The 26,322-nt window shown below is 38.1% G+C and carries 23 protein-coding genes, 4 tRNA genes and 1 rRNA gene; 16 read left to right on the top strand and 12 right to left on the bottom strand.

Translation table 11 applies throughout. The features are described 5' to 3' along the window. Nucleotides 1-9: 9 nt before the first annotated feature. Nucleotides 10-2,046 carry a M3 family metallopeptidase gene (locus tag OZX61_RS10050; protein WP_277094707.1) on the bottom strand — a complete coding sequence of 679 codons (2,037 nt, stop codon included), beginning with the start codon at nt 2,044-2,046 and terminating at the stop codon, nt 10-12. Between the two features lie 74 nt (nt 2,047-2,120). Then, nucleotides 2,121-2,657 (bottom strand): HPP family protein, encoded by a 537-nt coding sequence (locus OZX61_RS10045; RefSeq protein ID WP_195771003.1) that lies wholly within the window; start codon nt 2,655-2,657, stop codon nt 2,121-2,123. 94 nt (nt 2,658-2,751) lie between these two features. Between OZX61_RS10045 and OZX61_RS10040 the strand changes: the two genes are divergently transcribed. Next, the gene (locus tag OZX61_RS10040) at nt 2,752-3,318 is read left to right on the top strand and encodes a TetR/AcrR family transcriptional regulator (RefSeq protein ID WP_277094706.1); all 567 of its coding nucleotides are present in this window, start codon (nt 2,752-2,754) and stop codon (nt 3,316-3,318) included. Between the two features lie 28 nt (nt 3,319-3,346). Here OZX61_RS10040 and rnr read toward each other — a convergent pair whose 3' ends face one another. Then, nucleotides 3,347-5,767, bottom strand: a complete 2,421-nt coding sequence (gene rnr, locus OZX61_RS10035) for a ribonuclease R (protein ID WP_277094705.1) — start codon at nt 5,765-5,767, stop codon at nt 3,347-3,349. A 253-nt stretch (nt 5,768-6,020) separates the two neighbouring features. Here rnr and OZX61_RS10030 point away from each other — a divergent pair. The 6 genes from OZX61_RS10030 to OZX61_RS10005 all read left to right on the top strand — a co-directional run bounded on the left by OZX61_RS10030 (nt 6,021) and on the right by OZX61_RS10005 (nt 7,876). After that, nucleotides 6,021-6,110: transfer RNA gene (locus OZX61_RS10030), tRNA-Ser, on the top strand. 11 nt (nt 6,111-6,121) lie between these two features. After that, nucleotides 6,122-6,198, top strand: a tRNA-Arg gene (locus OZX61_RS10025). Nucleotides 6,199-6,236: 38 nt separating this feature from the next. Further along, nucleotides 6,237-6,313: transfer RNA gene (locus OZX61_RS10020), tRNA-Arg, on the top strand. Nucleotides 6,314-6,485: 172 nt separating this feature from the next. Continuing rightward, nucleotides 6,486-6,562 (top strand) — tRNA-Arg (locus OZX61_RS10015). A 124-nt stretch (nt 6,563-6,686) separates the two neighbouring features. After that, nucleotides 6,687-7,190 carry a hypothetical protein gene (locus OZX61_RS10010; RefSeq protein WP_277094704.1) on the top strand — a complete coding sequence of 168 codons (504 nt, stop codon included), beginning with the start codon at nt 6,687-6,689 and terminating at the stop codon, nt 7,188-7,190. Between the two features lie 50 nt (nt 7,191-7,240). Further along, nucleotides 7,241-7,876 carry a fumarylacetoacetate hydrolase family protein gene (locus OZX61_RS10005; RefSeq protein WP_277094703.1) on the top strand — a complete coding sequence of 212 codons (636 nt, stop codon included), beginning with the start codon at nt 7,241-7,243 and terminating at the stop codon, nt 7,874-7,876. Nucleotides 7,877-7,910: 34 nt separating this feature from the next. On the opposite strand, the gene OZX61_RS10000 is transcribed toward OZX61_RS10005, so the two are convergent. Then, nucleotides 7,911-9,158 (bottom strand): YihY family inner membrane protein, encoded by a 1,248-nt coding sequence (locus tag OZX61_RS10000; protein WP_277094702.1) that lies wholly within the window; start codon nt 9,156-9,158, stop codon nt 7,911-7,913. 111 nt (nt 9,159-9,269) lie between these two features. On the opposite strand from OZX61_RS10000, the gene wrbA reads away from it, so the two are divergent. Further along, entirely contained in the window at nt 9,270-9,866 is a 597-nt protein-coding gene (gene wrbA / locus OZX61_RS09995; RefSeq protein WP_277094701.1) for an NAD(P)H:quinone oxidoreductase, read from the top strand. Nucleotides 9,867-9,893: 27 nt separating this feature from the next. On the opposite strand, the gene OZX61_RS09990 is transcribed toward wrbA, so the two are convergent. The 3 genes from OZX61_RS09990 to OZX61_RS09980 form a co-directional block, all read right to left on the bottom strand. After that, entirely contained in the window at nt 9,894-10,469 is a 576-nt protein-coding gene (locus tag OZX61_RS09990; RefSeq protein WP_195771010.1) for a xanthine phosphoribosyltransferase, read from the bottom strand. Nucleotides 10,470-10,565: 96 nt separating this feature from the next. Then, entirely contained in the window at nt 10,566-11,258 is a 693-nt protein-coding gene (locus OZX61_RS09985; protein WP_195771011.1) for a DUF3108 domain-containing protein, read from the bottom strand. Nucleotides 11,259-11,352: 94 nt separating this feature from the next. Beyond that, nucleotides 11,353-11,985 carry a hypothetical protein gene (locus OZX61_RS09980; RefSeq protein WP_277094700.1) on the bottom strand — a complete coding sequence of 211 codons (633 nt, stop codon included), beginning with the start codon at nt 11,983-11,985 and terminating at the stop codon, nt 11,353-11,355. A 203-nt stretch (nt 11,986-12,188) separates the two neighbouring features. Here OZX61_RS09980 and OZX61_RS09975 point away from each other — a divergent pair, with 203 nt between their 5' ends. Beyond that, nucleotides 12,189-13,055 (top strand): energy transducer TonB, encoded by an 867-nt coding sequence (locus OZX61_RS09975; RefSeq protein ID WP_277094699.1) that lies wholly within the window; start codon nt 12,189-12,191, stop codon nt 13,053-13,055. A gap of 4 nt (nt 13,056-13,059) precedes the next feature. Here OZX61_RS09975 and ybeY read toward each other — a convergent pair whose 3' ends face one another. From ybeY to miaB, 3 genes are read right to left on the bottom strand one after another with little or no spacing between them, the layout of a single operon-like run. Continuing rightward, nucleotides 13,060-13,539, bottom strand: coding sequence for an rRNA maturation RNase YbeY (gene ybeY, locus OZX61_RS09970; protein ID WP_277094698.1), 480 nt, complete (start codon nt 13,537-13,539; stop codon nt 13,060-13,062). 9 nt (nt 13,540-13,548) lie between these two features. Beyond that, on the bottom strand, nt 13,549-14,616 hold the full coding sequence (locus OZX61_RS09965; RefSeq protein WP_277094697.1) for a PhoH family protein: 1,068 nt from the start codon (nt 14,614-14,616) through the stop codon (nt 13,549-13,551). A 40-nt stretch (nt 14,617-14,656) separates the two neighbouring features. Then, nucleotides 14,657-16,111 (bottom strand): tRNA (N6-isopentenyl adenosine(37)-C2)-methylthiotransferase MiaB, encoded by a 1,455-nt coding sequence (gene miaB / locus OZX61_RS09960; RefSeq protein WP_277094696.1) that lies wholly within the window; start codon nt 16,109-16,111, stop codon nt 14,657-14,659. A 283-nt stretch (nt 16,112-16,394) separates the two neighbouring features. On the opposite strand from miaB, the gene OZX61_RS09955 reads away from it, so the two are divergent. The 3 genes from OZX61_RS09955 to OZX61_RS09945 all read left to right on the top strand — a co-directional run bounded on the left by OZX61_RS09955 (nt 16,395) and on the right by OZX61_RS09945 (nt 20,173). Further along, entirely contained in the window at nt 16,395-18,314 is a 1,920-nt protein-coding gene (locus OZX61_RS09955; RefSeq protein ID WP_277095656.1) for a lytic transglycosylase domain-containing protein, read from the top strand. A gap of 50 nt (nt 18,315-18,364) precedes the next feature. Continuing rightward, the gene (locus tag OZX61_RS09950) at nt 18,365-19,039 is read left to right on the top strand and encodes a ribonuclease I (RefSeq protein ID WP_195771017.1); all 675 of its coding nucleotides are present in this window, start codon (nt 18,365-18,367) and stop codon (nt 19,037-19,039) included. Between the two features lie 147 nt (nt 19,040-19,186). Beyond that, entirely contained in the window at nt 19,187-20,173 is a 987-nt protein-coding gene (locus tag OZX61_RS09945) for a malate dehydrogenase (protein WP_195771018.1), read from the top strand. A gap of 47 nt (nt 20,174-20,220) precedes the next feature. On the opposite strand, the gene OZX61_RS09940 is transcribed toward OZX61_RS09945, so the two are convergent. Together OZX61_RS09940 and OZX61_RS09935 are read right to left on the bottom strand one after the other, a co-directional pair. Next, entirely contained in the window at nt 20,221-20,739 is a 519-nt protein-coding gene (locus OZX61_RS09940) for a hypothetical protein (RefSeq protein ID WP_195771019.1), read from the bottom strand. Between the two features lie 57 nt (nt 20,740-20,796). Further along, nucleotides 20,797-21,399 carry a 2OG-Fe(II) oxygenase gene (locus tag OZX61_RS09935; RefSeq protein ID WP_277094695.1) on the bottom strand — a complete coding sequence of 201 codons (603 nt, stop codon included), beginning with the start codon at nt 21,397-21,399 and terminating at the stop codon, nt 20,797-20,799. 112 nt (nt 21,400-21,511) lie between these two features. On the opposite strand from OZX61_RS09935, the gene rlmJ reads away from it, so the two are divergent. The 4 genes from rlmJ (at nt 21,512) to OZX61_RS09915 (ending at nt 26,310) form a co-directional block, all read left to right on the top strand. Continuing rightward, entirely contained in the window at nt 21,512-22,369 is an 858-nt protein-coding gene (rlmJ, locus tag OZX61_RS09930; protein ID WP_195771021.1) for a 23S rRNA (adenine(2030)-N(6))-methyltransferase RlmJ, read from the top strand. Nucleotides 22,370-22,403: 34 nt separating this feature from the next. Beyond that, on the top strand, nt 22,404-23,231 hold the full coding sequence (gene pssA, locus OZX61_RS09925) for a CDP-diacylglycerol--serine O-phosphatidyltransferase (RefSeq protein ID WP_277094694.1): 828 nt from the start codon (nt 22,404-22,406) through the stop codon (nt 23,229-23,231). 24 nt (nt 23,232-23,255) lie between these two features. Beyond that, nucleotides 23,256-24,308 carry a hypothetical protein gene (locus tag OZX61_RS09920; RefSeq protein WP_277094693.1) on the top strand — a complete coding sequence of 351 codons (1,053 nt, stop codon included), beginning with the start codon at nt 23,256-23,258 and terminating at the stop codon, nt 24,306-24,308. 465 nt (nt 24,309-24,773) lie between these two features. Then, nucleotides 24,774-26,310: ribosomal RNA gene (locus OZX61_RS09915) — 16S ribosomal RNA — on the top strand. The last annotated feature ends 12 nt before the right edge of the window (nt 26,311-26,322 follow it).

Genomic DNA, 26,322 nt, shown 5'->3' with positions numbered 1-26,322 from the left:
CTTGCCAGTTTAAGCGTTTTGTAGGCTTGGTGTCCAACCTTGATGACGAAGTAATGCATCAATTTTAGGTGCTCTACCACGGAAGTGTGTAAATGCGGTTAATGCATCATATTGACCCCCAACGGCAAGTATTGATGATCTAAAAGCTTGTCCTGTTTCAGTATTAAAAATACCTTCATGTTCAAATCGATCGAATGCATCGCTTGCGAGGACTTCAGCCCATTTGTATGAGTAATATCCAGCAGCATAGCCTCCTGCAAAAATATGACTGAATCCATGTTGGAATCGATTTTCGCGAGTGGTTGGCAAAACAGCAATTTGATTACGAATATCATCTAGGACATGTTGAATCGCTTCAGCATTTAATGCTGATTTCTGATGAATAGTAAAATCAAATAATGCAAATTCAAGTTGACGAAGTGTTTGCATACCAGATTGGAAGAATCGTGCGTTAAGTAGGGCATCTAATAACTCTTGTGGGAGAGTTTCTTTATGATCCACATGTTCTGTAAGTTGATCTAAAGATTCTTTACCCCAAGCCCAAAACTCCATGAATTGGCTTGGTAGTTCAACAGCATCCCATGCAACACCATTAACACCTGAAACAGAAATATTATCGACCTCTGTAAGCATGTGATGTAAGCCATGGCCAAACTCATGGAACAGCGTAATGACTTCGTCATGGGTTAACAATGCAGGTTGATTACCTACAGGTGGGGTAAAGTTACATACCATATAGCAAATTGGTTTTTGTAAGCCTTTATTTGTTTGCATGCGTGCTCTGAAACCACTCATCCATGCACCACCACGTTTACCATTACGTGCGTATAAATCTAAATAAAATCCAGCAACTACAGTATTATTATCTTCGATTTCATAGTATTTGACATCTGGATGCCATACAGGTGCAGTACGCTCAACAATGTTAAGGTTATAGAGTTTTTTAACAATACTAAATAGTCCACTAACTACTTTCGGTGCAGGAAAATATGGCTTAAGCTCTTCTTGTGAAAGATTAAACTGCTGTTGCTTAAGTTTTTCAGAGTAGTAAGTGGTATCCCATGGCTTAAGATCTTCAATGCCATCTTCTAAAGCAATCGCTTTAAGTTCATTCACTTCTTGTTGAGCAGGTTTTTTTGCATGTTCAGCGAGATCAAATAGGAATTTTTCTACTGTTTGTGCATCAGGTGCCATTTTACTAGCAAGAGAAAGATCTGCATAATTTTCAAAACCAAGAAGTTTTGCCTTCTCCTGACGCAATTTTAGAATCTCTTCCATAATCTGAGTATTGTCTAGATTAGGCTGATCTGCTTGATCAGAGGCTCGGGTGGTATACGCATGATAAAGTGTTTCACGCAATTTACGATCTTTTGCATAAGTCATTATGGCTAAGTAAGATGGAAAATCGAGAGTAGCTACGGGTTGTTCTAACTCTCTTTGTGTCCCATATTGTTTCAGTAATTCAATACTACTTTCAGGAAGTCCTAGCAATTCATCATCGTGAAGTGGTTTAAAGTAAGCTTGTGTGGCATCGAGTACATGATTGGAAAAGTCAGAAGATAGTTGTGAAAGTCTTGCAGAAATTTCTGCATAACGTTTCTTTTGCTCACCCTCTAATGCAACGCCTGAGAGCTTAAAATCTCTTAAGGCAAGACGGATGGCACTTTGTTGGGCTTCTGATAGCGTTGCGAAAACTTTACTATCGTGGAGTTGCTGATAAGTCTGATACAGAACAGTATGTTGTCCCATATTTGTATAGTATTCACTTAATTGAGGCAAAACAGCCTGATAGATTTCCCGTGTTTCATTATTATTCATTACAGCATTCAGATGGGAGAGTAATCCAAATACCTCATCAAGCTCATTACTCAATTCATCAAGTGAATTAATGACGTTAAGCTGATCTAAATTTGCTTGAGGAACGGCATGTAATTGGTCTAAAAAGTTTTGACCCTGATGAATTGCATGTTCAATTTGAGTTTTTAATACAGGGAGTTTAATACTAGAAAAATCGGGGGTAGGTAGTGTTGCTTGTTGTAATGTCATTAAATTCACCAAAAATTGTCTCTATTTATTAGATGTATGTCTGATTACGTGAAAAATCAAGGTTAAGTATTAGATTATTTTTGGGAAGGTGTTTTGAATAAGCCCAAACCATAGTTCGGCCATTGAGTTTTACTTATTCGGTGAGTCGCGTAGGCAACCATAACTAAGATAATAGACCCTAACAATACTGGGAAGAATAAAAAACTCCAGTGATATGTAATTTCATGGGCGGTAAGTAGAATAACTAAAGGGTTTGCCCCAGCTGGTGGGTGAATACACTGGAAAAACTGCATACATGCAATAGACAAACCAACCGCGCATGCAATACTTAAGATAGATGTTCCGAATAAATGAAGAAAAATTAAACCAATTGTAGCTGAAATAAAGTGTCCGAAAATAATATTTCTTGGTTGAGCTAAAGGTGATTGGGGAACAGCGTACAATAGAACACAGCTTGCACCAAAGGGCGCCATAATGAGAAGATGTCCAGATAATTTGGTAATAAATAATAAACAAAGAATACTCATCATTCCTCCTAAAAAACCAACCATAATTTCTTTATTAGATGATTTTGCAGGAACTTTTTCTTTACCGTGAAATATAAAAAACATAAACATATCTCTATATGAGAGTACAGATTTGTACTATTATGTGAAGTATAGTCATATCATTTTAAAAAGTACAGGTCTGTACTATTGAGGTATTATGTCAAAGTCAGCTTTAAAAATATTAGATACAGCAGAAAAACTTTTTAATGAACAAAGCTTTACAGGTGTAGGTGTAGATCTTATTCGTGATGTATCAGGTTGTTCAAAAACGACACTCTATACATATTTTAAAAATAAAAATGAACTTATAAAACAGGTGCTTAGTGTAAGAGATGAAAGATATAGACGTAGCTTAATGACTTATGTTGACAGTCATACAAATGAAGAGAAAATCAATGGTATTTTAAAATGGCATATGGAGTGGTTTCAGTCCAAAACGTTTAAGGGCTGTATGTTTGTACGTGCTGTAGGTGAGTCAGTGAAAACCCAAGAGGAAATCATTGAGTGTGCACGTCAACATAAGGTGTGGTTAAGAAGCTATATTTATCAGGCATGTGAGTCATTTGAAAATCATAGAATAATTGCAGACTTGATTTATCATATTTTAGAAGGCTTGATTAGTCGTTTTCTCGTTGAGGACTACGATGCTGATGTTGCTGAGCAAGCATATATCAATATGAATACCATGATTTCTTCGCTTGAATCTTGGAAACCCCGAGTATGAGACTGATCTCATACTCGGAATAGAGTGATTAGTCAGCTATTTTAGGTTTTGCATTTGATTTCTTTTTTTTCTTTTTTACCTTAGCTTTCTTATCAGTTTTTACATCTTGTTTGGCAGATGATTTGGCCTTCTTACTGTAAGCACTAGGTTTACTCGATTTTTTCTTTTTCTTCGGCTTTTGCTCCTTTGAAGAAGTATTTTGCGGTGCTTCTTCCGTACGTGTCGGTGTGAAAACTTCTTCTTTAACAGTAGACTTTGTTACTCGTGGTGCACGTTCGCGTATAGGACGACCTGAATGCGTAACTTGTTTAAGAAGCTCAAAATCGATTTTACGTTCATCTAAATTCACACCCGCGACTTTAATTTTGACCTCATCACCCAATCCAAAGATTTGACCTCTATTTTGGCCAATCAGTGTTTGACTGCCAACATCATAGACAAAAAAGTCATCGCCCAGTTGGCTGATGTGAATCATCCCATCTACATATAAGTCTTTTAGCGTGATAAAGAGACCAAATTCAGTTACAGCACTAATATGGCCAATGAACTCATCGCCTAAATGCTGTTTCATGTAATGACATTTGAGCCATGATGTGACGCTACGAGAGGCTTCATCTGCACGGCGCTCTGTCTGAGAGAAATGCTCACCTGCATCATCTAAAGCAGCTCCTGAAATAGGGTAAGCTTTCTTTTGTAAGTTTGCTTTAATTGCACGATGCAATAACAAATCAGGATAACGTCGGATCGGTGACGTAAAGTGTGTATAGGCATCATAGGCAAGTCCGAAGTGACCTGCATTTTTTGCGCCATAATAGGCTTGCATCATAGAGCGGAGAAGTACAGCATGAATACTTTGTGCATCTATGCGGTCTTTAGTTGCTTCAATGACACGTTGATAGTCTTCTTGGGTAGGTTGTTCTGGAAAATGTAAACCAAGCATTTTCACAAAGTCGCGTACTTTTTGTATTTTTGTATGTTCAGGCGCTTCATGTACGCGATAAAGCATCGGGATCTCATTTTTTAATGAGAAATCAGCAGCAGCGACATTGGCCAATAACATACACTCTTCAATAAGTTTATGCGCATCATTTCGAGAACGAGGAAGAATCTCTTTAATACCACCTAATTCATCAAACGTCATATAGGTTTCAGTGGTTTCAAATTCCATTGCATGGCGTTGTTCTCTCAGAGATTTTAACACTTGATACATTTGGAATAGGGTATTTAGAGATTTTTGAATATTACGGTCTTGTGGCACAGCATCAGAGTCACCATTAAAGTATGAACCGACCTGTGTATAGGTTAGCCGTGCTTTGGAGTGCATTACGGCAGGGTAAAATTCATATCCTGTTACACGGCCTAAGCGCGAGAGTGTTAGATCACATACCATGCAAAGCCGATCTACATGAGGATTTAATGAGCACAATCCATTTGAAAGTGCCTCAGGTAACATCGGCAAAACAAAATGTGGAAAATAAACAGACGTTCCACGATCTTGTGCTTCATTATCTAACGGTTTGTCTGTACGCACGTAGTGGCTAACGTCAGCAATTGCCACAACAACGCGATAACCACCACCTGGGCGTTTTTCAGCATACACTGCGTCATCAAAGTCTCTTGCATCTTCACCATCAATCGTTACTAAAGGCAAGTCACGTAGGTCTACGCGCCCTTTTCGGTCTGTTGCCGTTGGTTCTTTAAAGCTTTCAGCATCTTCAACCACTTCTTTAGGAAATTCGTAAGGTAAGCCAAATTCTAAAATTGTTTGAGGGATAATAATTTCAGTATCAGCTTTGTCTGCCATGGATTGAACGATATGACCAGTAGCAAAAGTATCTCGCGTTGGGTAGTCATCGATTGCTACTCGAATCGCATCACCAACTTTCGCTTTTGCATGCTCAATCAGTTCTTTTTCTAAAGTAATCGGTTGATGTTGATTGGGTGTGGAAGGTTGGATAAAGTATTCATCATCATGGATAGACAATTTTCCAATAACTTGTTTTACACGATGTTGTGTAACTTCCTCAATATATCCCCACGCTTTACCTTTACGGTCAACTGATGTCTGACGTACTTTAATATGATCGCCGTTAAAGACCAAACGCATTTCTCTTTCAGGCAAAAGTAGGTCATTTTGACCATCAATATTGGCAGACCCTAGACCTTTATTATTAATATATATTGTCGCATCGTGTGCAGGTTGTTCAGGCAATATAGAGTATTTTTGACCTTCTTTGCCTAATTGACCATCACGAATCATTGCACTTAGTCGATGGCTAAGTGCTTCTATACTTTTCTCGTCTTTAATGTCGAAATGGTCTACAAGTTCGGCATGTGAAAGTGGCTTATCTAGTTTAGTCAGTGTTTCTAAAATGAGAATACGGCTTGGAATTGGATTATCATAGCGTTCAGCTTCAGCTTTTGCTTCAGGATCGACCCAGTTTTTCATATATATTTAGCTTCTTATCGCAATTAGGTTTAGCATAATTCATACAAGGAAAGACTGCACGTGATAGATTGCAAATTTGTATGATATCTTTCCTATTGTTAAAATATCTTTTTAAAAACACAAGTAGTTGTTTATAAATACAACAAAAAAGCTAAAATTGCTTAAAAAGTAATTAACTGTTCATTATTTTTATAAAAAATTGAAGACTTCACTTGCGTAACTGTCATTTCCTTTGTATTATTCGTGTCGTTCCGGTGAGATGGGTGAGTGGCTGAAACCACATCCCTGCTAAGGATGCATACGGGTAACTGTATCGAGGGTTCGAATCCCTCTCTCACCGCCACTTTACTTAACGCGCTCATAGCTCAGCTGGATAGAGCACTTGGCTACGAACTAAGGGGTCGGGAGTTCGAATCTCTCTGAGCGCACCAAGTAAAGAAATGAACATGCCTCAGGCAAACAAATTAATGCGCTCATAGCTCAGCTGGATAGAGCACTTGGCTACGAACTAAGGGGTCGGGAGTTCGAATCTCTCTGAGCGCACCAATTTGAAAAATACCGCTTAAATGCGGTTTTTTTGTGCCTAAAATTGACAAATTAAGCTAAGTATCTAAAAATAAAGCAAATTTGATTAATAAAAGCACATTCAACACTAAAATTTAAAAAAAGACTTATCAATTGCTGTAAAGTGCGTATAATGCGTCTCCATTAAGACGATGCGCTCATAGCTCAGCTGGATAGAGCACTTGGCTACGAACTAAGGGGTCGGGAGTTCGAATCTCTCTGAGCGCACCAACTTAAAAAGAAACCGCTAAATAAAGAGCGGTTTTTTTTGTGTCTGTAAAATCAGATCTTCGTTCTAAAGTTCTTCTCTTTATGGTCTAATAAAACAAGTTGTATTTAAACGAAATGACTTGTTATGACTGTGCAAAAACCTGCTTTATCTGTTCAATATATATTAAATTTAGAAGAGTCACATGATGGCTTCAAGCTAATTACACTGGGCAGAAAACAATTTACTCAATTTATTACACCATTAATTAGTATAGGTCTTATTGTTTTTGGATTCTATGTTGGCTTTAATGGAGCAGGTCGCTATTACGTCGGCTTGGGCGCACTCTTTTTATGTATACAGTTGGCTGTGAGATATTGGTTATTACCTATGATTTTTAAACGCCAATTTGTACGCTATCAACTTGGTAAGAGTGAACAAAAGCTTGCACTTTATCAAGACTATGCAGTAATGAGCTCTCATGGACGTGATAGAGAGTTTAGCTATCAAGAAGTAAAGCATTTTGCTGAAGGTAAATTGACATACGTCATTGAATTAAAAACGCGAGTAGTTTACATCGTTCCAAAACGTGTATTAGATACAAGTGATCGTGTACTGTTTGAGAATACGTTTAATAAATTACATCGTTGATTTATTTTTCTTATCTTTGACAGTAACAAAATAATAAATAGGGAAAGAAAATGCAAAGACCATCAAAAATTGTGTGTGTAGGAAGAAGTTATGCTGCACATGCAAAAGAACTGGGTAATGCAGTGCCAACGGTACCTGTACTTTTCATTAAACCGCCAAGTAGTCTTATTACTTTGGATGAAGGTATTGATTGGAATACGAGCTTAGGAAGTTGTCATCATGAGTGTGAACTGACTTTGAGGATAGATAAAAAACTTTCGAAAGAAACCGATCCTCAAATCGCTTTAGAAGCGATTGGTGCAGTCACATTGGGTTTAGACTTGACGTTGAGAGATTTACAAGCAGATTTGAAAGGAAAAGGCCAACCATGGGAACGTGCCAAGGCTTTTGATGGATCTTGTGCATTGGGTAACTGGGTTGATATCCAAGAAGTTCCTGAATGGGACCAGATTTCTTATCGTTTATATGTGAATGATCACATACGTCAACAAGGGCAGACTGGTTTACTTCTTTTTCCTATTGCAGAAATGTTATGCGACATGAGTCAAGCATTTACACTTGAGGAAGGTGATGTTGTGATGACAGGAACTCCTGAGGGCGTTGCAGCTTTAAATTCGGGTGATCAATTGAAAATGGTACTCGAAGGAAAGCATCAAGACTTTATATGGCATACACATGTCAAATAGGGTTTTAAAAAAGACCGCTTTAGCGGTCTTTTTTTTATTTTCTCTCAAACAGTGATGCAAGTGGAATAGATAGTTTTGCTGATAGATATTCATCCGTATCAATCAGAATAGGGCTTAGACGTTTCATCCATTCATCATCAGGATGAATATTGCCAATATCTTTTTTTAGAGGTAAATCGAAAGGAAGCTCAGTATAAAAATCCCAAAAATCAATATGATCGAGATTCCTTGCTAATACATATTCATCAGTGTCTGTTCTGCGAATGATTTGTTGTTTTTCTAAAATTTCAATATATGTAGGCCAGCGACCGACCTCTCCATGACCTAATATTTTAAGTCCTTCTTTTTCGGTAACTGTTTCACCAGTGAGTTGCTTTTTATAGAATAATTCTAATATGTCTAGCATCATTACCATAGGGTGGCGTTTTTGGGCTTTCCCTGTGCTAAACGACGTTAATGCAAAACTGACTTCAACACCAAGTAGTACAATATTCCAAGAAAGAAAGATCCAAAGTAGGAAAATAGGAACAGCAGCAAAGGCACCGTAGACCAACTCATAGCTGGTAAAGTTCGACATAATATAGCCGAAAAATGATTTTAGTAATTGGAAAATTGTTCCACTGAAAAGTGCACCCGCAATTGCAGAACGTAAAGGAACTTCTCTATTAGGAATTGTCCAATAAATGAAGAAAAATCCGAGGACGGTCAAAGCATAAGACAGTAAACCTAAAAAGTAAGTGCTGTCTATTTCATAGCCAGTAAAATTATTGTGAAGGACATTCAACGATGCAACAGCAGAAGAGAGTGCAAAGGCACTTCCCAAAAGAATTGGCCCTAATGAAATAATCGTCCAATAGCGCATAAAACCAATAATACCACTGCGCTTGTCCTTAATTCTCCAAATGCGGTTAAATACATCTTCAATGCTATTGAGCATCATGACAGAAGTGACAAATAAAAAGAGAATCCCTATCGCTGTTAAGTTACTCGATTTTTCGGTAAAAGAGTTAAGTGTTTGGTCAAAAGCAATGGAACTCTTAGGCAGAAAGTTACTATAAATGAGTTCTTGAAGCTGTTGGCGTGCAGGTTCTAATGCCTTAATAGATGAAATAATTACTAAAAATACCGTCAGCATGGGTACAACTGCAAATAGCGTTGTATAGGTTAGAGATGCAGATTTATCTCTACAGCGGTCTGATTCGAAGCGCATGATGACAAAAAGCAGGAATTGAAACCATGTCTTATCATAAAAGGGTAGTTTTTTTAAATATTGCAGTAACATAGATCTTTGCCTAGGTTTTTTTAATACGAATTGTTCCCTAGTTTATAGTCTTCAACAAAAATAGTAAAAAATACCGTATAGTTTATTTTTTAAAAAATGAATGAAAAGACAATGCAACCTTATATTTTGGTGCTTTATTACAGTAAGTATGGCACAACAAAACACATGGCTCATTTGATCGCAGATGGTATCGAGCGTACAGGGATGGCTACAAAAATTCGTACTGTACCCAATATATCTACTGTAGTGAATGTCGCAGCGCCGAGTGTTCCAGATGAAGGAGATATCTATTGTACTTTAGAAGATCTAGAGGAATGCGCAGGGCTTGCCTTGGGCTCTCCAACCCGATTTGGAAATATGGCCAGTGAAATGAAGTATTTTTGGGATCAAACGACCAGTCTATGGTTAAGTGGAGCACTTCATAATAAACCTGCATGCGTCTTTACAGCTTCAGGATCAATGCATGGAGGCCAAGAGAGTACATTGCTTAGTATGTATATACCATTACTTCATCATGGAATGATGATTCTTGGGTTGACCAATGCAACGCCTGCATTGTCAAATACGAAAACAGGTGGAACGCCATATGGCGCGACACATGTCAGCGGCACACGCCATGATCAACCTATTTCAGAAGATGAAAAACAATTATGTATTACGCAAGGTGAGCGACTCGCACAAGTTACGCTTAAATTGCAACGAGCATAAAAAAGACCGCTTTGCGGTCTTTTAAAATTATGCTTGGATAAAAGTCACTTTGCCATCATTTAATGATTGGATACGAGCAAGTGATTCTACGCGATATCCTTTTTCAATGAGGAGATCTCTTCCTGTTTGGAAAGATTTTTCAATTACGATCCCGATACCTACAATATTTGCATTGGCTTGATGAATAAGATCTGCTAATCCAAGAGCAGCTTGGCCATTGGCAAGGAAGTCATCAATAATAAGCACGTGGTCACTACTATGAATATGCTTATTTGAAATTGCGATGGTACTTTCTGTTTGCTTGGTAAAAGAATAAACTTTCGAACGATAGAGGTCATCTTTAAGAGTGAGCGACTGGTATTTACGTGCAAAGATGACAGGCACACCAAGCTCTAAGCCAGCCATAACGGCAGGAGCAATACCTGATGCTTCGATGGTAATGATTTTAGTAATCCCTTGGTCTTTAAAACGTGCCGCAAATTCTTTACCAATTTGCTGCATGAGCACAGGATCAATTTGGTGATTTAAGAAAGCGTCGACTTTGAGAACGTTATCAGATAGAACGATACCTTCAGTTAAGATTTTCTGTTCTAGTGCTTGCACGGGCGGAACCTCTACAAATTGGATGCTTTTTAAGCAAAAGCGTATTTTAAAAAGCATCCTAAAAATTGCAAGTCAAAATTTAAAGAAGTGGCTATTTTATTGCCATTTATAGTTAATTAATGAGATTCCATAAGAATTGGAGCCATCATTGTGTGCAACTTTTACTGGTAAATAGTCAAGTTCAGGTGCAAGCCAAAATAAGGTATTACGCTCTGGTTTGTTATGCTCAAGCTTAAACTTCATTGTTTTAAACGTACCATATTGTGTTTTTATGGTTTCTTCGCCTAGGTTAACAAATTTCCTCGCATCAATTCCTTTAGCATCTGTAATATAGTAAACAGGCTTTAAATGATTATTTTTTAGATCTTCTCTGATCTGTATTTCTGCATTTAATTCATCTAGCGGATTATTTTCAAGTTTGAAACTACGTGATGTACCATCTTTATTTGTAGAAACTTTCTTTTCACTCTGATTGAAGTTAATCGTTAATGCATCAGACATGCCAAGATATTTTGTAGCACGTGTAAAACTGTTTGAGGTCACATTTTGGTTATTGAAAGTGAATTGACTAGTCTCATTTGCAGAGGCGAGAATACCTGCCTTTGCTGAAAATTTATAAACCCAGCGATTATTTTCTAAAGATTGTAATGATCTTGTTGCTGTACTGATGTTGTGCCCATTATAAGAAAACTGATACGTTGCTTGAAATGGTGTAAGTGCAAAAGTGTGTATAGAGAGTAGAGCACTACCAATAAACAATGTACTTTTGATCAGTTTTTGAAGGCGCATGATAATCTCATTCCTTTTTCAGCAGACGTTAAAAATCAATTTTATATATTAATACGTGGATAGGGCCGTTTTGTGCAGAATATGTATGTTCTGTTTAGTCCATTGGTTCTTCTTTTGCCATGTTTTTCATACGCATAATTGCTTCTAAGTTCACTTTCCCCATGACCACAAGTTCAGTTTCTTTAAGTTTTGCATGATTAATGTTTACTTTACTCAGTGTCTCAATAACTGAGCGGTTTTTTCCTAGCCACTTATTTAAGTCTAAATGCAATAATCCATCTTTAACCTCTAGCACATTAAAGTGTTGTAATATTTTCCCTAAAGGATCTTTTTTTAATACTTTTTGGTAAAAGAAAAGCGCCGTATGAATGGCCCATTTTTGTAGTTTATTTTTAAATTTCGCACTGACAATTTGAGTATTACTAATTTGTTCAAAGACAATTAATTGGACTGTATTGTTTAACTCCATTTTAAGCAATTTTAAGTCGACAGAAAGGGTGGTATGTAAACCCTGTACATCAATCGTTGCATAGAGGCGTAGCCAATCATCATGTACGTCGGCATGCAGGTCTTTAAGTAAGCCAACATTATCTGTTACGAAGCGTTTGAGTGTGGCATTTAGGAATACTTGAGATAATGCAAACTCTCGCTCCTCCTCAATAAACCCTCCAGCCTTTTGATATACTGTTTGTATATAGTTAGAGATATGAGTAATAAGCGTTTGCATAGTAAAATGTTCCAAAATATGGGTAACAATATAAATAAATTAGATCAAAAAATAATTTTTTTCGCTAGAGATTAAATATACACTTTCTAATCAAAATGATGTAACGTCGCACAAATACATATTTTTTTCGCATTGTGTCAATACTTTGCTATAGTTTGTACTTTTAACCTTTTTCACTTTTTAAAGATATAGAATAACGGCATATGGGGCAATACATTAGATATATTTCTTTAGGGAAAGATAAAGTTTTAGCATTCTCCGCTGTTGCTGCTATATTGCTACACATAGGATTGTTGCTCATTTCATTTAGAATGCCAGAATATCATAATAATATTTCACAGGATATTACGGTTGTTTTGAACCCCACACATCAAAAGTTAACAGAATCTGATTTCTTGGCCGAAAATAGTCAAGAGGGAAGTGGAAAACTTAAAGAGAAAAAAAAGATTTCAAGTATTGTCCCACCTATAGAAGATACACAAAGTGCAGGACAAGCTCAGGTGAGCAAAGATAACTTTTTACAACAAGAGTCGGTAAGTGAAACTCAAGAGCGGATGCTTGTAACAACTTTAAGTTGGAGAAAACAAGTTGAAAGTCGTGAGCAAATGACAGCAAGAGATCATTTTGAAAGTCGTCAAGCTGAAAAAGAAACCATGATTAAGAGTTTAGAGGCACAGTATCTACAAGAACAACAAGAATATGCAAAGTTAAAACATACGAAGACTGTAGATTCTATTGAAGCGAAGCAAGATATTACTGCAAAATATTTAGAACAATTCAGAGAAAAAGTAGAGCTTTTTGGTAATCGTGACTATCCCCAAGCAGCAAAGCAAAGAGGGCTATCTGGCGATGTTCGATTAATGGTGGTTTTAGAACCTGATGGACAGGTAAAGGCAATTCACTTATTAGAAAGTTCTGGTTTTAAAGTACTTGATGAGGCGGCAAAAAAATCGGTACGCCGTGGCGCACCATTTGGAAAGTTCTATTCAAAGATGAATATGCTTTCAGAATTAAGAATTATAAGAACATGGCGTTTTCATACAGGAGAAACTGAGGTTAAAGCTCAGTAGGTTATTACTCACTAAGATAAGGGTTTGTTAAACCAAGCTTAGCAAGAATCTCTACTTCAAGCGCTTCCATTTCTTCTGCATCTTCAGTACTTGTTTCATGGTCATAGCCAATTAGGTGTAATGTACCGTGTACAAGCATGTGTGTGAAATGCTCAATTGGTGTTTTAACTTGTTCATTGGCCTCTTGTAAAACAACAGGAATACAAATGACCAGATCGCCTAGAGGGAGGCAGTCAATGACATTTAATACATCTTCTGGTAAATCACTTGGAAATGACAAGACATTGGTGGGTTTATCTTTTTGGCGGTACTGAAAATTGAGTTGATGGCTTTCATCAATACCCACACATGCAATTCCAATTTCACAATCTTGTGCAAGTTGAATATGACGTAGTGTCGTTTCAATAACTTTTTTGATATAAGCGCGTTTTAGCACCAATTCAGGTGCTAAAACATCTTGTTGTAGTGAAATACTAATTTTCAAAACAAATCCTTAACTAGATTGATGTTGCTGATCTGCAGCAGAGTCGTTTTCAGCAATAAGCGCTTCTTGTTTCGCTTTGCGTTCAGCACGTTCTTGTGCATTGAGACGTTGCTGTGCATCATCCCAACCATCATAGGCTTCAACAATTTTTTGTACCAGTTGATGTCGGACAACATCGCGTGAGTGAAAGTGAGTAATATGAATTTCTGTTACACTTTCAAGAACACGAAGCGCATGTGCAAGGCCAGATTGTTGGCCACGTGGTAAGTCTACCTGCGTGATATCACCTGTAATTACGGCACGTGAACCAAACCCTAAACGTGTGAGGAACATTTTCATTTGTTCAGGCGTTGTATTTTGCGCTTCATCTAATATAACGAATGAATGATTGAGTGTTCGTCCACGCATATACGCAAGAGGTGCGACTTCAATCACTTGGCGTTCAATAAGTTTGGCAACTTTTTCAAAGCCAAGCATTTCGTATAAAGCATCGTATAATGGGCGTAAGTAAGGATCGATCTTTTGGGTTAAATCACCTGGAAGAAATCCTAACTTTTCACCCGCTTCTACAGCAGGACGAACCAATAAAATTCTTTGAATTTCATTGCGTTCAAGCATATCTACAGCGGCTGCAACAGCAAGATAGGTTTTCCCTGTTCCAGCCGGCCCTACACCAAAAGAAATATCACTTTGCAATATACGTTGTACATAACGTTTTTGGTTCGAGCCTCTTGGATTAATACGCCCTTTACGGGTTTGTAGCCAAACATCATCTAGACCCGTGTGTTCTTGGTTTGCACTCCGATCTGTTTGACTACCTTGAATCATTAAATGTAGCGCATCTGCACTGACTTGTGCAGATGTGGCTTCTTCATACAACTTTTTCAAAAGTGATTCAGTTCTTTCAACTGCATCAAGTTCACCATCAATATAAAAAACATCGCCTCGATGATTAATTTTTACATCTAAGCGCTGTTCAATTTGTTTTAAATGTCCATTATAAGCGCCAAGCATATTTTTAGTATGCTCCATTGAAATACCAGGAAAAGCTACTGTACGTCGAATAGATGCAGTCAAGAGAGTTCCTTTTTTTTGGTTGTTTGATTATTCCTCTACATTACGCTACGTCAGGTTCAAGATTCAAGAGTTCACCGTAAACTAAATTTAATGTTTTAATTTCAGTAATCTTTACCTCTGCAAATTTCCCAATCCAAGAAGTATCTCCAGCTAAAGTAACTAAGCGAGTATTGTCCGCCGTTCCAATCAGCATATTTGGATCTTTATCTGAAACTTTCTCGATTAAAACACGTTGAACTGTATTTTTCATGGCATCCGTTTTGTCGATACTTGAGCGCTTAATGACTTGCTGCACTTGGCTAAGACGTTCTTTCTTCACACTTTCAGGAATGGTATCTTCAAGTTCAGCGGCAGGTGTTCCTGGGCGTTTTGAATAGATAAAACTATATGAATGATCAAAGTCTAAATCTTTAATAAACTGTAATGTTTCTGCAAAATTCTCATCAGTTTCACCAGGAAAGCCAATAATAAAATCACTTGAAAGATGCATATCAGGACGAATTTGACGTAATTTTTCCATTTTTTTGATGTATACATCAATGGTGTGATTACGTTTCATGGCTTGCAATACATCATTTGAACCACTTTGCACAGGTAGATGTAAATGAGAAACCATCTGTGGTAGATCTCTGTAACATTCTATGAGTGCTTCCGAAAACTCAAGCGGGTGAGAAGTGGTGTAACGGATACGACCAATTCCTGGAATTTCAGCCACTAAACGAAGTAGTTCTGCAAATGTACATACATTTCCATCGAATGTTTCACCACGGTAACCATTGACGTTTTGACCTAGTAATGAAACTTCACGCACTCCTCTTTCTGCAAGACTAGAGATTTCTTCAAGTACATCATCGAGTGGGCGAGATACTTCTTCACCACGTGTATATGGTACGACACAGAAAGAACAATATTTCGAACAACCCTCCATGATTGAAACGAAGGCTTTGTGTCCCTCTACGCGTGGCTCAGGTAAAAAGTCAAATTTCTCAATATCTGGAAATGAGATATCTACCAGTTTAATTTTTTCTTTTTTGGGTTTTTGTACTTGGCCTTCATGTTGGTCAAGTAATTGTGGCAAACGGTGTAAGGTTTGAGGCCCAAATACCATGTCTACATACGGCGCACGTTTTTGAATATTGTCGCCTTCTTGCGATGCAACACAGCCACCGACACCAATAATTAAATCTGGATTTTGTTGTTTCAACTTGCGCCATCTGCCAAGTTCACTAAATACTTTTTCTTGGGCCTTTTCACGAATAGAGCATGTATTCATGAGTAAGATGTCTGCTTCTTTCGGATTCTGTGTAAGTACATATCCGTGTGAATCACCTAAGAGGTCTGCCATACGATGACTGTCATACTCATTCATCTGACACCCTTGAGTTTCGATATACAGTTTCTTAATCGAAGACATCTCTGGAGTGTGTAAAGGCTGGTGAACAGTGTTTTCTGAGGCAGCTTCGTCACGCGAAGGAATGAAAGTTTGAACCGTCATGTAGGCTCCTGATACAAAAGGTTAAGCATGAAAGCTAAATTTGGCTTCACACAACAGTAAAAAAGTGGAGCGTTATTTTACCATTTTTCTAAGCAAACAAGTAGTCAATGCCTGTGATTGTTGGATCGTATGAAAAATGGTAAATAATTACACAACATAACAAGAATAAGAGAAGTGTTCACATTAAACTAAGATTAAAAAGTTTAGCATTGAGTGGTGTGTTTTTTATGTGCAATTTATGGGTGGGTGTGTGAGTCAGAAAAAAAATAAATGCTATCTTGGTATCGCTTTATTTCATTTGTCCTTAGGTTGTACAACGTCTATGGCGTATGCATCAAATGAACAGTTTAATGATGCACTTTCTGCAGCGAATGCTGGCAACGTGGCTCAGCTAGACCAATATACACTTGCCATGCAAAATGATGTATTAGGATACTATCCAGAGTATTTTAAGTTAAATACTAATTTAGCGATGCAACCATCATCAAGTATTGTTCAGTTTGCACAAAAATATCCAAATTCTGCAATGGCAGAGAAGTTAGCTGCCGATTATGTTGAGGAAAAGGTAAAGCAAGCTAATTATTTAGATGCTCAACCTGTTTTACCATATGTTACTAATGCAGATACAGCAGAAGATTGCGCGATTGCCCAAGTACGTGCAAAGTCGGGTGATTCTTTGGTGTTTGCTGAGTATAAAGATTTATGGCTAAGTACAAACAGTAATATGCCTGATGCATGTATGGGACTTAATCGTATGATGTCATCAAGCCCATTGATGACAACAGAAGATAAGCAACAACGATTATGGACTCAGCTTAGAGCTGGACAAATTGGGTTAGCTGCTTCAACTGCTCAGTCTTTAGGTCTAAATATTTCTATCGCACAATTAACACAAATTCAGACCAATCCTTTGGGGTACTTATGGTCTGCACCCAAAGCAAATGATACAGATTATGCATATTTAATTTTTGCACTTGGTCGACTTGCAGAAAGTGATTTAACAGCAGGTTTAACGGCTGCTAACCGTGCGGCGGAGGGGGTTCCTCCTGCTGTCCAGAAATATTTATATCGAACTGTAGCGTATATAGGCGGTACAACAGTTTTAAAAAATAATTTCAATCGTATTGTTTTAAACTATTTTGATGCAAGTTATGGTATTCCATTTAGCCAAGAAGAAGCAGAAATTTATGCACGTCAGGCCATTCGTTTTGGAGCATGGGATAGTTTAATTCGGGCTATTTCTGTAATGGGTGTGACCCAACAACAAGAAAGTCGCTGGCAGTATTGGTTGGCAAGAGCAGATGAGCAACAGGCCGATTCGAGCTATAAAAAACAGGCTACTACAATTTACGATAGTCTGGCTGAAGGTGGAGACGATTATTATAATTTATTGGCTCAAGAAAGAATTGGACAAAAATATAATCGTGTAGATAATGCTCAACCCTTAGCGGATGATTTACAGCGCGTGAACCAAGATGTGAATTTTAGCCGTGCTTTTGCTTTACGTAATATTGGTGCGCCTGCAATTTACGCAAATCGCGAGTGGAATTGGGCAGTAAGGCAAGCTTATTTGAGAAAAGACGATGGCTTACTACTTGCGGCAGCACAAAGAGCCTCAAATATTGCTTGGTATGATCGTGCAATTTATGCAGCAGAAAGAACAACCAACAAGCATAACTACACCTTAAGATATTTAACGCCTCATCAGAGCGCCGTTGTATTACACAGTGGAAACGTTGGCTTAGATCCTGCATGGGCATATGGTCTTATGCGCCAAGAAAGTCGATTTGTAACAAATGCACGTTCAAATGTGGGCGCCGGTGGTTTGATGCAGATTATGCCAAATACTGCCAAATTGGTTGCGAGACAAATGGGTGAAACTTATAATCCTGCAGCACTGAGTGATATGAATACCAATGTTCGTTATGGCACATACTATTTGTCCATGATACAAGGGCAACTCAACGGAAATGCAGTGCTTGCAACAGCAGGGTATAATGCTGGGCCGAATCGTGCATTACGTTGGCAACCTACCGATCAGCCTCTCCCAGCAGATCAGTACATAGAAAGTATTCCATTTGATGAAACACGTAACTACGTGAAGAATGTAATGACAAATACAATTCATTATGGTGCTATATTGGGACAGGGACAGCAATACATGAGTAAATGGATGAAAATGATTCCATTACGTGGTCAATAGAAAGAAATATACAATGGTCAGTAGGTTTATAAAATTGATTGGTAGAGTCTATGTCTAAGAGTAAATCTTTACAGTATTTTTCGACATATGGTTTCATGATTATCGTAAGTGCTTTTAGCATGTATACGCTATCATCTATCAGTTATGCAGCAAAAATTGATATGCCTGAGGGTTATATCTTAAATATACAAATGACACCCGCCGTTTGTGCATTTGATCCGAATCAGAAAAAACAAAGAAAGTGCTTAGAAGGGTATGCGCTTACGATTGGTAGTCTTGTGCCAGAGAGTTTTAATAAAAGTGAAGCTTGTGAAACAGAAACTTCACCTATACTTTCTCCATTACAAGCAAAAGTTGTGGCGCGTGTTATTCCTGATGAATCTTATCGAATCCAGCTTTGGCATGCAGTTGGTGGCTGTGTACCTATGAATGCATCGCAATATTTTAGAACCATTATTAATTATGCTCAAAATCTAAAAATTCCTGCGGTACTCACAGATACAGTTTCTCATGCAATTGGTAAACAATCTTTAGAGGAGCAGTTTCTAGGGCTGAATCGTGGACTCCCTGCCCGAGGAATACAGTTAAACTGCCAAAAAGATGGTAGAAATAATATTTTAACGCATATTAGCGTTTGCTATAAAAATAATGGCCAATTTAAGGCATGTCCAGTCAATGTGACATCGAATTGTCCAAGTCAATTTAATATTCAAGGAACGTATTAATAGAACAATTCTTTCGTCTTAAATGGCGATGATTTACCATGCAACAACAAAAAGATTGGAGTACAATATTGGTCGTTTATGATTAAAAAGATTAAATAGAAACTCGCTGTTTAATCATATTAACGCACCTCAAATGGAGATAATTACATGAAGCAACCCGTTCGTGTTGCCGTAACTGGCGCTGCAGGTCAAATTGGATATAGCTTACTATTCCGTATCGCAAGCGGTGAAATGTTAGGGAAAGATCAACCAGTTATTTTACAACTTCTTGAAATTCCAGTTGAGAAAGCTCAACAAGCGCTACAAGGCGTAAAAATGGAATTGGATGATTGTGCATTTCCTTTACTCAGCGAAATTATTTGTACAGACGATCCAAATGTAGCATTCAAAGATGCTGACTATGCCTTGTTAGTAGGTGCGCGTCCACGTGGTCCAGGTATGGAGCGTGCAGATTTATTACAAGAAAATGCAAAAATATTTACAGTACAAGGTAAAGCGTTAAATGATCACGCAAGCCGTGATGTGAAAGTATTGGTTGTAGGGAACCCTGCAAATACCAATGCATATATCGCAATGAAGTCAGCACCAGATTTACCAGCAAAAAATTTCACTGCAATGTTACGTTTAGATCATAACCGTGCGTTAACACAGCTTGCACAGAAGGCAAATGTGGCTGTTGCAGATATTGAAAAATTAACAGTATGGGGTAATCACTCACCAACAATGTATGCAGACTATCGTTTTGCTACAGTTCATGGTGAAAGTCTAAAAGATAAAATTAATGATGATGCTTGGAACAAAGACGATTTCTTACCAACAGTAGGGAAGCGTGGAGCAGCAATTATTAATGCACGTGGTCTATCTTCAGCGGCATCAGCGGCAAATGCAGCAATTGATCATATTCATGATTGGGCGTTAGGTACAAATGGTCAATGGGTGACAATGGGTATCCCATCTGATGGTTCTTATGGAATTCCAGAAGGTGTTATTTATGGTGTACCTGTTACTTGTGAAAACGGTGAGTATACACGTGTTGAAGGTTTAGAAATCGATGACTTTAGCCGTGAACGTATGAATGTTACATTACAAGAGTTAGAAGAAGAGCGTAGTGCAATTGCTCATCTTCTCAAATAAAAAATATAAGAAAAAAGCACCTATAAAGGTGCTTTTTTTGTGCCAAGTTAATTTAATTTTTTATTGAGTATATCTGTAAACCATCGCTCTTTTTGCTGTAAACGGAAAGCGTGATGTTGCTTTAATAGATGTAGATCAAAACAATCTGTATTTGCGTATTTAATCAGCCAATGTCGAGTCATGGCAGTTTCATCTTTTACCGCTGATGCATAAGCAAGATAAAAATAAATATTACCATCTTGGAAGTGTGCTAATGGCTTAAGAATTTGCTGTGTAATAAGTGCAAATTTTTGATCTTGAGATAACTCGTAGTAGATCATATATGCTTTCACGAGTTGAAGTGAAAGATCTATATAATTTGCTGTTGATTGATCTTCAAATTCAATTCTTGCTTGTTCCAATAAAACAATTGCTTCATGTAAGAAGTGAATTTGCTCTTGTTTGTTGCGACTGAGTGTAACCAGTTGAAGACGCAAATCTGCACGCTCCGAAGCAAGCTCAGCAGAGTTTTCCTCTAGATATAATTGGTCAGTTTCACCAATTCTTTGAATAATATCTTTGCTCATAATCGCACCCTAATTTACTTATTTTATGATATGAGGGGTTTTTATTAAAATTAAAGGTTACCATAATGTATGGTCGTTTCTAAGCCATGCGGTAATAGAAAGACGATTTGCTTTAGATATCAACACTTCATGCAGTAAATTACTGTCAAAAACAACAAGGCTATTTGGCGTGGGCTCAATAATATGCCAGTTCATTTGTTTATCTTGCAAGCGTAGTTGTCCACCCAAATTTTGATGCCAAGTGCGATGTAAATAAAAAACAGTAGAAATTATTCGATGATTTTTTTGTTGTGGATTATCTCGGTGTAGTGCATAAAACTCACCTTCGTGATAGCAAGCAAAATGTGCTTCTACATCTTTAATTCCTAAAAAGAAGGTTTGATTAAGTATTTCAGAAAATAAATTCAAGGTCGATAAGTGCGTCTGAGCAAGAGACTCTGTGTCATTAATCCATAAAATATGGTCACTACGAATTTTGCTGATAACACCATTTTGAATACCAGCCTCACGAAAATGATCAAGCTGAGATAAACATTCACGATTTAATGCGTCAAAATATAGGTCATCGTAGACGTTTGGAATAATGCTAAAACCATATTCATCTAGTGAATGAATGATTTTATCCATATCCCAATGAAGTGGGAGAGAAAGGGTTGTCATTTTAGAAATAACAATAAAAATAAAGGGAACTTATTCTAGAGCAAATTATGATTGAGCATGTATGTTTTTTTTCATGTTAATATATTTGTAGAAATGAGGAACATACATATATATGAATTATCGTCACCACTTTCATGCAGGTAACTTTGCAGATGTAATGAAGCACGTTTTACTACTTCAATTACTTACACGCTTAAACTTGAAAGATAAGCCTTACCGCTACATTGATACACATGGTGGTGCAGGAAAGTATGATCTGTCTGAAGCACCCGCGCAAAAATCAGGCGAGTTTTTATCGGGTATTCATCGTCTTATGCAGTTACAACCAGGTCAGATTAAAAAATCTCCTGAGGGCGTGCAACAGTACTTAAAACTTGTAGAAGAACTACGTGAACAAGAGGGGAAGGGTGCTTACCCAGGTTCGCCGTGGGTGGCATTACAAGGGTTACGTGAAATAGATAAGGCAACCGTTTTTGAAATGCAAAGTGATGTATTTGAACAACTACGCCATAATATTCGTGACAAAAAGATGGGCTTGCATGAACGTGATGCCTATGAAGGATTGCTCGGTGTTATTCCTCCGCGTGAAAAGCGTGGTTTGGTTATGATTGATCCACCGTATGAAGTAGAGAGAAAAGACTTTCCACAATTGGTAGAGCTTATTCAAAATGCATACAACAAATGGCCAACAGGCGTATTTGCAGTTTGGTATCCAATTAAAGATCGTGCCATGATTCAGCGTTTTGAAAAGAAAATGATAAAAACAGGGATTCGCCGTCAACTGGTTTGTGAAATCTGTGTTTGGCCAGATGATACACCGATTGGTTTAAATGGATGTGGCCTACTTGTGATTAATCCACCTTGGAAGTTTGCTCAAGAAGCTGAAGAGGCGTTAAAGTGGCTATTTCCACACTTGAAAATGCATGAAACAGGTGGATCATTTGCAGTAAAGTGGCTTGTTGGTGAATAATGACCCCCAATCTGGATATCTAGGAACTAAATATATGACCAAGACACCAAAGCGCAATGGCGATTATTCTGATGATGTTCATGATGGTTTAACATTTGAAGTCATAGAGGAAGAGGATACAAATGAAGGTCAGCGTGTAAAAAAACGTGGGATCTATCTATGGCCTAATCTCATCACAACTGCTGCTTTATTGTCAGGTTTTTATTCCATTGTTGCAAGCATGGATGGCCACTATATACAGGCAATTTATGCCATATTCTTGGCTGCATTGTTAGATGGTTTAGATGGTCGTGTTGCGCGTGCAATTGGAGCACAGAGTCCATTTGGTGAACAACTCGACTCGCTATCTGACCTGATTGCATTTGGTATTTCTCCTGCAATTTTAATGTACAGCTGGAGCTTACATGGCCTAGGGCGTATCGGATTGGCGTGTTGTTTTGTCTATGCTGCATGTGCCGCATTTCGATTGGCGCGCTTTAATGTACAAATTGGTGTTGTAGATAAACGCTATTTTATTGGTATTGCTAGTCCACTGGCTGCAATACTTGTGGTTTGTTTGGTGTGGGTAAGCAAAGATTACTCAACAATTTTCCATGTTAAAGATAAAGCAATTCAGATTGGTTACGCGGTATTTATGGTGGTAACTGGCTTACTCATGATTTCAAATATGAAATATTATTCATTTAAGCAAATGGATAGAAAAAGAGTGCCCTTTATTGTTATGCTGCCAGTTGTGCTTGTTTTAGCAGCGATGACTTACAATATACCTGTTGGTATTCTCATTGTATCTACACTTTATGTACTGTCAGGGTTTATTACGACATTATTTGCACATAAAGAAGAAGCATTGGAAGATGAATAAATAATAAATAACAGGGGGCAGGCTATGAATATTAAATCTCAACCTTCCCCTATATCTTTAGAAAATAATTCAGTTATTGATTTAAATTATTCTCCATTATTTATTAAACACTTAAGTTTGGTTTTCTTAAACCTTCCTAGTCCATTACATTATTTATCTATTCATTTTCTTAGTGGGAGATCAACATCCCCAATTTATACCCCTCTACAAAATCATAAGAATAGATTACATTTATTTATAACAACAAGCGGGCAACTTGCCCAGCACTATACTTATATTTCACTTTTAGAAAGTGGAATAACAAACCAGACAATGATGTCGCAATTATTTAATCTCTCTATAAACAAGTATGAATTTTGTTTTGAAAAAAATGATGAAGTAATGCGAGCGAACTTTATTGTTAACGTATTATGTAATCTTATTTCTGAGCAAGGTGTTCAGCATTTTTTAAAACAATCTATATCCATCTTGGCTTTAAAGGGTTTATTTTACTACAAAAATGAAAAGCTTGAATTACACACGCAAGGTTACTTGTTTACGACCAAATATTTAGATGTTCCTTTTCTGAGCGTTTCGTTTTATATGCGCTTAATCGTGGAAGTTGATGATTTATGTATTTGTTTTCAGCAAATACAATACAAGAAAGATATTGTTCCTCTTCAAAAAGTCACTGTTACCAACCTAAAAGAAGGTAAAGCAAATACATATAGAAAGGGAGTAACATACTCACTATTTAGTGTTCACCCTAAAATTAAAAACTTAACCAAGCATGATTTATATATTCCTAAAGAGTATCAGTGGAAATTACAAATAGATGATTACACTGTTGAGGTAAATGCATTATCAAAAAAAGATATCAAATTAGGTTTTGCCCAAGGCATTACTGATAGTGCATATGTAGATGTAATAATTAATCAAAAAAAATATGAAAGAAAGATAGGCTATGTTGAATATATCGATAGCCGAGGATTAATTTTACAGGAAAGCAAAGAGTCAGATATGCAAAAGATATTACCAAATCAATCTACTTCAGCTTATTTGGCTAAAAATACCGTCAAAACGATTAAAAAAACGTAAAAATACTAGTTTTTGTATATTTTTAGCTCTATTGACAAATAAAATAGAAATAAAATGGCTTAGGGGGTTGTGTTTGGAATTGATTGGTCTATAATGCGTATCCATCGGCGGTGATGTTGAAAGAAACTTCTTGATAAACAATAACTTAGTTGATTGGTTTGAGATTTAGTTCTTAGATTGATTGAGGTTAGAGTTTGATGAAGGGGATAAAAAACTTTCAGATTGCAGTTGACTTTCTTTAAAAAGAGAGTAATATAGCCGACCTAGCTTGCTGATGACGAATCAGTGATGCGAATCATTAATAGAATTGAAGAACAACTTGTGTGGATTTTTACTGAGTGATCACTGAATATATTTAAGATTCATTGATTAAAAGTAGAAATTTACTCGAAGATTTATTTGAGAGCGAATATTTTTGCTAGTGATTAATGAGCCAGATTGATTCCCTTAAGGAATTAATGATTTTAACTGAAGAGTTTGATCATGGCTCAGATTGAACGCTGGCGGCAGGCTTAACACATGCAAGTCGAGCGGGGGAAGGTAGCTTGCTACTGGACCTAGCGGCGGACGGGTGAGTAATACTTAGGAATCTGCCTATTAGTGGGGGACAACGTTCCGAAAGGAGCGCTAATACCGCATACGCCCTACGGGGGAAAGCAGGGGATCTTCGGACCTTGCGCTAATAGATGAGCCTAAGTCGGATTAGCTAGTTGGTGGGGTAAAGGCCTACCAAGGCGACGATCTGTAGCGGGTTTGAGAGGATGATCCGCCACACTGGGACTGAGACACGGCCCAGACTCCTACGGGAGGCAGCAGTGGGGAATATTGGACAATGGGCGCAAGCCTGATCCAGCCATGCCGCGTGTGTGAAGAAGGCCTTATGGTTGTAAAGCACTTTAAGCGAGGAGGAGGCTTACCTAGCTAATATCTAGGCTAAGTGGACGTTACTCGCAGAATAAGCACCGGCTAACTCTGTGCCAGCAGCCGCGGTAATACAGAGGGTGCAAGCGTTAATCGGAATTACTGGGCGTAAAGCGCGCGTAGGTGGCCATTTAAGTCAAATGTGAAATCCCCGAGCTTAACTTGGGAATTGCATTCGATACTGGATGGCTAGAGTATAGGAGAGGAAGGTAGAATTCCAGGTGTAGCGGTGAAATGCGTAGAGATCTGGAGGAATACCGATGGCGAAGGCAGCCTTCTGGCCTAATACTGACACTGAGGTGCGAAAGCATGGGGAGCAAACAGGATTAGATACCCTGGTAGTCCATGCCGTAAACGATGTCTACTAGCCGTTGGGTCCTTTGAGGACTTAGTGGCGCAGCTAACGCGATAAGTAGACCGCCTGGGGAGTACGGTCGCAAGACTAAAACTCAAATGAATTGACGGGGGCCCGCACAAGCGGTGGAGCATGTGGTTTAATTCGATGCAACGCGAAGAACCTTACCTGGCCTTGACATACTAAGAACTTTCTAGAGATAGATTGGTGCCTTCGGGAACTTAGATACAGGTGCTGCATGGCTGTCGTCAGCTCGTGTCGTGAGATGTTGGGTTAAGTCCCGCAACGAGCGCAACCCTTTTCCTTACTTGCCAGCATTTCGGATGGGAACTTTAAGGATACTGCCAGTGACAAACTGGAGGAAGGCGGGGACGACGTCAAGTCATCATGGCCCTTACGGCCAGGGCTACACACGTGCTACAATGGTCGGTACAGAGGGTTGCTACACAGCGATGTGATGCTAATCTCAAAAAGCCGATCGTAGTCCGGATTGGAGTCTGCAACTCGACTCCATGAAGTCGGAATCGCTAGTAATCGCGGATCAGAATGCCGCGGTGAATACGTTCCCGGGCCTTGTACACACCGCCCGTCACACCATGGGAGTTTGTTGCACCAGAAGTAGATAGTCTAACCCTCGGGAGGACGTTTACCACGGTGTGGCCAATGACTGGGGTGAAGTCGTAACAAGGTAGCCGTAGGGGAACCTGCGGCTGGATCACCTCCTTAACGAAAAGGTGA

The sequence above is a fragment of the Acinetobacter sp. ESL0695 genome (assembly GCF_029392135.1).
Classification (GTDB): domain Bacteria; phylum Pseudomonadota; class Gammaproteobacteria; order Pseudomonadales; family Moraxellaceae; genus Acinetobacter; species Acinetobacter pollinis.
This window is presented reverse-complemented; position numbering and strand designations above follow the sequence as displayed.